At 68.9% G+C, this 6,346-nt stretch carries 6 protein-coding genes; all 6 read right to left on the bottom strand.

Annotated features, from left to right (window positions below; translation table 11 throughout):
* Positions 1 to 99: 99 nt before the first annotated feature.
* A complete protein-coding gene (locus FNH08_RS41845; protein ID WP_009314218.1) occupies positions 100 to 681 on the bottom strand; it encodes a GTP-binding protein in 582 nt (193 codons plus the stop codon).
* Entirely contained in the window at positions 662 to 1,249 is a 588-nt protein-coding gene (locus FNH08_RS41840; RefSeq protein ID WP_322726324.1) for a DUF742 domain-containing protein, read from the bottom strand. The genes FNH08_RS41845 and FNH08_RS41840 overlap by 20 nt, the downstream gene beginning before the upstream one ends.
* A gap of 96 nt (positions 1,250 to 1,345) precedes the next feature.
* The gene (locus FNH08_RS41835) at positions 1,346 to 1,759 is read right to left on the bottom strand and encodes a roadblock/LC7 domain-containing protein (RefSeq protein WP_033321188.1); all 414 of its coding nucleotides are present in this window, start codon (positions 1,757 to 1,759) and stop codon (positions 1,346 to 1,348) included.
* A gap of 10 nt (positions 1,760 to 1,769) precedes the next feature.
* Positions 1,770 to 4,943 (bottom strand): sensor histidine kinase, encoded by a 3,174-nt coding sequence (locus FNH08_RS41830; RefSeq protein ID WP_322726323.1) that lies wholly within the window; start codon positions 4,941 to 4,943, stop codon positions 1,770 to 1,772.
* Between the two features lie 386 nt (positions 4,944 to 5,329).
* Positions 5,330 to 5,905, bottom strand: coding sequence for a GTP-binding protein (locus FNH08_RS41825; protein WP_322726322.1), 576 nt, complete (start codon positions 5,903 to 5,905; stop codon positions 5,330 to 5,332).
* Positions 5,886 to 6,284 carry a DUF742 domain-containing protein gene (locus FNH08_RS41820; protein WP_152776741.1) on the bottom strand — a complete coding sequence of 133 codons (399 nt, stop codon included), beginning with the start codon at positions 6,282 to 6,284 and terminating at the stop codon, positions 5,886 to 5,888. The genes FNH08_RS41825 and FNH08_RS41820 overlap by 20 nt, the downstream gene beginning before the upstream one ends.
* Positions 6,285 to 6,346: the final 62 nt, after the last annotated feature.

The following is a 6,346-nucleotide window of genomic DNA, read 5'->3' as shown; positions in this document are numbered from 1 at the left end:
GTTCCCCGCGCCCCTTTTAGGGGCGCGGGGAACTGCGCGACAAGCCACGAACCACCCGCAGTCGGCAACGAACCGCCAGGGGCAGCCCAGTAGCCGCACCTACCGCAACCGAGCCATCAGCGCATGCTCGACCAACGTGATCAGCGCCGACTTCGCATCGGCCCGATGCCGCGCGTCCGTCGTGATGATCGGCGTGTCCGGACCGATCTGCAGGGCTTCCCGGACCTCGTCCGGGTTGTACGGCTGCTGCCCGTCGAAGCCGTTGAGCGCGATCACGAACGGCAGGCCACTGTTCTCGAAGTAGTCCACCGCCGGGAAGCAGTCGGCCAGACGCCGCGTGTCGACGAGGACGATGGCACCGATGGCACCGCGGACCAGGTCGTCCCACATGAACCAGAAGCGGTCCTGGCCGGGCGTACCGAAGAGGTACAGGATCAGGTCCTGGTCCAGGGTGATGCGGCCGAAGTCCATGGCGACCGTCGTGGTCGTCTTGTCCCCGGTGTGGGTGAGGTCGTCGATGCCCGCTGAAGCAGACGTCATGACGGCCTCGGTGCGCAGCGGGTTGATCTCCGAGACGGCCCCGACGAACGTGGTCTTGCCCACGCCGAAGCCGCCCGCCACCACGATCTTCGCGGAGGTGGTGGAGCGGGAAGGCCCTCCGCTAGAGCTTGCGAAGTCCACTGAGCACCCTTTCGAGCAGTGTCACGTCTGGCTGGCCGCCGGCGTTCTCGTCGCCGCCGGGCTGATGGATGGCGACCAGGCCCGCCTCCGCCAAGTCGGCGACGAGGATCCTGGCCACGCCGAGGGGGATGGTCAGCAGCGCGGAGATTTCCGCCACCGACTTGATCTCTCGGCAGAGGTTGCAGATTCGCTGATGCTCGGGCAACTGGCCCTGCATCTGGTGCGGCTGCGCGGTGGTGTGCACCAGCGCCTCGATGGCGAGCTGGTAGCGGGGCCTGGTGCGGCCGCCCGTCATGGCGTACGGGCGCACCAGGGGGTTGCTGGCGCCCCCCGCGGGCGACGGCTCGGGGGAGCGTCGCTGCGGCTGTACGGGCTGGATACGCGGCGCCGGCGGCTGGTCGTACGGCGACGGACCGGGGCCCTGGGGACCCGGGTGCCCGTACGGCTGGCGACGCTGCTGGCTCGGTGCGGAGGGGAAGTTGTACCGGTTCTGCTCACCCTGGCCCTGACCCTGGCCAGGGCCGTAGGACCAGTTGCCCGAAGACGAACCGCCTGGGGGTGTTGCCACTTTTCTCCTCCTCCGACTGTGCCGGGCACCCAACCTTGTGGAAGCCGCGTCCCGAAACTTTACGGCCACGGGACGCCAAAACGCACCGACTGTCAGTTAGTTGAGCAGGCTCCCTTGGAGCTCCGCACGCAGATCGGGTGTGAGGACCGTACCGGCACGGTCGACCAGAAGCGCCATCTCGTACCCAACGAGACCGATGTCCGCTTCCGGATGTGCGAGGACTGCGAGGGAGGAACCGTCCGAGATGGACATGATGAAGAGGAACCCTCGCTCCATCTCCACAACCGTCTGATTGACGCTTCCGCCCTCGAAGATGCGGGAGGCGCCCGCCGTCAGCGAGGTCAGTCCGGACGCGACGGCCGCGAGCTGGTCGGCCCGGTCGCGCGGAAAACCTTCGGACATCGCCAGAAGGAGTCCGTCGGCGGAGACCACCACCGTGTGGGACACCCCCGGGGTGTTGTCCACGAAGTTGGTGATCAACCAGTTCAGGTTCTGTGCCGCCTGGCTCATCGGGCTCACACTAACGCTCCTGGTTGTAGGTGCTGTCAGGACCGAAGCCCTGGCCGTTCGTTTCACTGCCTGCGTTGCGTCCCCGCTGGACGCCGCGGCGCAGGTTGCTCAGCCTGCCCCGTACGTCCTCGGGGGCGCGGGAGACCTGTGGGCCTCCCTGCGGGGTCGTTGCGGCGGCCCCCTCGACCAGGTTGGCCTTGGGAACCCGTCGCGGCAGGCCGGAGGAGGTGACCCCGCCCGCCCTGGGCTTGCGGAGCTGGGAGGCCTGCTGCCACCGCGTGTCGTTCGCGGTGCGCCAGTCGTCGCCAGGCTCCGTGGCCGCCGGCGGCTCCTGTGCCACGCGCTGGGGGGCGCCGGTGCCGTTCGCGGGGGACCCGCGGCGCGGCAGCCCGGCGTCGGTCAGCTCGTGGGCGGCGGAGGGGGCCGGTCCCGGACGGTCGAAGCCTACGTGGTCCGGCTCCTTCGCGTCATCGGCCTGCACGGATTCCGGTTCCGGAGCGTACTCGGACCGGTACGGGCTCTGGAAGGTGTCCTGCTGCGGCCAGTCGTCCTGATAGGACGGCTCCTCGAAGGACGAGAACGACTCCGGAGCAGAGGCGTGCGCCGTGGGCCGCTCCTCCCGGACCGGCTCCGGATAGCTCGGCTCCGGGTAGCCGCCGCCCGACGTGAAGTCCGCGGACGGCGGGAAGTACGTCTCCTCGTACGACGCCTGCTGCGGCTCCTCGTACGCGGTCTGCTGGTCGAACCCGGTCTGCTGGTCCGGGAAGGCGGTGCGGCCGTTGTCGTACGACGGCTGCGGCGGGGCCTGGAAGTCGTCGCCGTACCGGGGCGGTTCGATGGCCTCCGGACGGTCCTGGCCGTGGGCCTGGGCCTCCAGGGCCGCGCGGCGCTCCTCACGCATCAGGGAGCGGCCGACGGGGTCCAACTCGCGTATGTCGTCCGGGACCTCGGCGTAGCGGGTGTCGTCGAAGCCGAGTTCGGCGGCCGTGCGCATCGGCTGCTGCTGTCCGGGCGCCTGGAAGGCCTGCTGCTCCGGGATGATCTGCGAGACGGTGAACTCGTCGCCCTGCGGCTGGTGCTGCTCGCCACCGCCACCGTGGGTGATGACGTCCGGGAGCATGACCAGCGAGGTCGTACCGGCCTGCTCGCCCGAGGGGCGCAGCTGGACGCGGATGCCGTGCCGGTCGGACAGCCGGCCGACCACGAACAGGCCCATGCGCTGCGAGATCGCGGCGTCCACGGTCGGCGGGTTGGCCAGCTTGTGGTTGATGTCCGCGAAGTCCTCGGCGGTGAGGCCGATGCCCTTGTCGTGGATCTCGATCATGATTCGACCGTCGGGGAGACGGGTGGCGGTGACGCGAACCTTGGTCTGCGGCGAGGAGAACGTCGTGGCGTTCTCCAGAAGCTCGGCGAGCAGGTGCACGAGGTCGGTCACGGCGCGGCCGTGGATCTCGGCCTCCGGGACGCCGGAGAGCTCGATGCGCTCGTACTGCTCCACCTCGGAGGAGGCGGCGCGCAGCACGTCGACCAGCGGGACCGGCTGGTCCCAGCGACGGCCGGGCTCCTCGCCGGCGAGGACGAGGAGGTTCTCGCCGTTGCGGCGCATACGGGTCGCCAGGTGGTCCAGCTTGAAGAGGTTCTCCAGCTGGTCCGGGTCGGCCTCGTTGTTCTCCAGGTCGGTGATCAGGGTCAGCTGGCCCTCGATCAGCGACTGGTTGCGGCGTGAGAGATTGGTGAAGATCGCGTTGATGTTGCCCCGCAGGAGGGCCTGCTCGGCGGCGAGCCGGACGGCCTCGCGGTGCACCTGGTCGAAGGCGCGGGCGACCTCGCCGATCTCGTCCCTGGTGTTGATCGGGATGGGCTGCACACGCGTGTCAACACGGCCCGGGTCGGTGCGCGAGAGCTGGTCGACCAGCATCGGCAGGCGCTGCTCGGCGACCCCGAAGGCGGCGTTGCGCAGCTGGCGCATCGAGCGGCTCATCTGGCGGGCCATGAGCGAGGCGATGATGAACGCGGCGAGCAGGGCGAGGATGACGATGGCGCCGTTGATGTAGGCGTCGCGCTGGGCGTCCGAGGCGATCTGGCCCGCGTCGTCCACGGCGCGGTTGATCAGCTCGTTCTCGACCTCGCTGTAGCCCTCGAACTTGAGGGTGGAGGCCGCCATCCAGGTGGAGGGGGTGATCCCCTTCGCCGCGAGCTGGGTGGGCGACTGCCCGCTGCCGATCGCCTGGATCATCTTGGTCATCGAGGGCGGCGTGACGACGGTCTTGCCCTCGGCCTGGGCCTGCTGTGCGGCCTCGGCCAGCTGCTTCTTGCCCTCTTCGGTCTTCTGCGCCATGACCTGCTTGAGGCGCGCGGAGTCCTGCGCGGTGCCGCCGGAGACGTACTCCTGGACCGCGATGTTCTCCAGGTACGCGTACGAGGTGAAGGCGGTGACCTGCTGCTTGAAGATCGTCTCGTCGGTGCTGGGCTTGACCAGCAGGTGCATGCCGATGGAGCGCTGCAGGGAGGCGGCGCCCTTGGAGAGGGCGACCGCGTACACGGTGCGGCCGTAGGCCGTGATGTTGCCGGTGCCGAGGCCGAGCTCGTTCGAGAACTCCATCAGCAGGTGCTCGACGGTGACGTAGCCCTCTTCGGTCTTCGTCGGGTCCATCGACCGCGTGTAGGCCGCCTGCCGGATCTGCTCCAGCTTCGGTTCGGCCTGCTCGACCAGCCTCAGGCGGCGCTCCAGGCCCTGCTTGGCCGGCATTCCGACGACTTCCTTGTGGAAGGCGTCGGCCTTCTCGTCGGTGAGGTCGCGGGCCTGCTGGACGGTTTCGTTGTCCCGGTCGCCGTCGAGGAGGGGCTGGGCGGAGACGTCACGTTCGTTGAGGAGGGCCTCGGCGTACGCACCGGCGGAGGCCACGATCTTCGCGACCTTCTCGGCGTCCTTGGCCTCCTGCCAGGTGTCGATCGAGCCCTTCACCTGGAAGCCGCCCATGACCAGGCCGACCACCACGGGTATGAGCAGGATCGCGTTCAGTCGGGTGGGCACTCGCCAGTTGCGCGGGGAGAGCCGACTGCCGCTGGGCGCGGGCGTGACCGATGGTTCCGGTCCGGACCTCTGTGCGGGGGCCGCCCCGCGCGGCGGCGGGGTGAAGTTGCCCCGCGCCGACGGCTCGGGACTGCGCTTGCTTCGCCTCACTCGACCAACAACCTCTCGGCGCCGGCACCTAGGTCGTGCCGCGGGTGACTCCAACGCCCTAGTACGTCTTTGACTATTGGGCAGTTCAGGCATTCCAGCACGTCAGCCTGCGCAGTTCCAAACACTGGGAGGCAACGATTCCACGTGATGTAAGTCCCAGATAAAACGGTCATAAAGAGCGAGCCCCGGCAAAAAGCGGGGCCATGGTGGACGCAGCGACACCGATCGACCGCGACGCGTGGCCGTACCACCCTATTTCTCTGTCGAAACGTTATGAACACCGGAGCCGACCGTGTCAAACGACACAGCCGACGCCGGTGTATCTACGACAACTGCCGTATGGCGCTGCCGACTTGGGTGCTGTCCTGATACCAGTCGGTGCGCGGCTACCGCAGCCGGGCCATGAGCGCGTGCTCCACGAGCGTGATCAGAGCGCTCTTGGCATCCGCGCGGTGGCGGGCGTCCGTCGTGATGATCGGCGCGTCCGGCCCGATCTGCAGCGCCTCGCGTACCTCCTCGGGTGAGTACGGCTGGTGCCCGTCGAATCCGTTGAGCGCGATGACGAAGGGCAGTCCGCTGTTCTCGAAGTAGTCGACCGCGGGGAAGCAGTCGGCGAGACGGCGGGTGTCGACGAGGACGACGGCGCCGATCGCGCCGCGGACCAGGTCGTCCCACATGAACCAGAAGCGGTCCTGGCCCGGGGTGCCGAACAGGTACAGGATCAGGTCCTGGTCGAGCGTGATGCGGCCGAAGTCCATGGCCACCGTGGTGGTGGTCTTGTCCCCGGTGTGGGTCAGGTCGTCGATACCCGCGCTCGCGGACGTCATCACGGCCTCGGTACGCAGCGGGTTGATCTCCGACACGGCGCCGACGAACGTGGTCTTGCCCACGCCGAAGCCACCGGCCACCACGATCTTCGCCGAGGTGGTCGCCCGGCCCGCGTCAGAGCTTGCGAAGTCCACTGAGCACCCTTTCGAGCAGTGTCACGTCCGGTGCGCCGCCGGCGTTCTCGTCGCCACCCGGCTGGTGGATCGCGACGAGTCCGGCCTCGGCGAGGTCCGCGACGAGGATCCGTGCCACACCGAGCGGCATGGACAGCAGGGCCGACACCTCGGCCACCGACTTCACCTCACGGCAGAGGTGGCAGATCCGCTGGTGCTCGGGCAGCAGCCCCATGAGCGCCGCCGGGTCGGCCGTGGTGCTGATCAGGGCCTCTATGGCGAGCTGGTAGCGCGGCCGCGTCCGGCCGCCGGTCATCGCGTACGGCCGTACCAGCGGCTGGTCGCCCTCGTCCCCGTACGACGCTGCGTACGGATCATGAGAGGCGGTGGGCGGGGTCATGGATCCTCCGGGCGGGACAGCAAGTCGGTCAGTCGAGCCGTCTGACGGGGGCCGGTGGGGGG

Source organism: Streptomyces spongiae, from assembly GCF_009377185.1.
Lineage (GTDB): Bacteria > Actinomycetota > Actinomycetes > Streptomycetales > Streptomycetaceae > Streptomyces > Streptomyces spongiae.
Note: the sequence above shows the minus strand (reverse complement) of the source record. Positions and strands in the feature narration are given on the sequence as shown.

Excerpts from the sequence above, each read along its gene's own strand:
- FNH08_RS41835 (WP_033321188.1), bottom strand. The coding sequence starts at position 1,759 with ATGAGCCAGGCGGCACAGAACCTGAACTGGTTGATCACCAACTTCGTG.
- FNH08_RS41820 (WP_152776741.1), bottom strand. The coding sequence starts at position 6,284 with ATGACCCCGCCCACCGCCTCTCATGATCCGTACGCAGCGTCGTACGGG.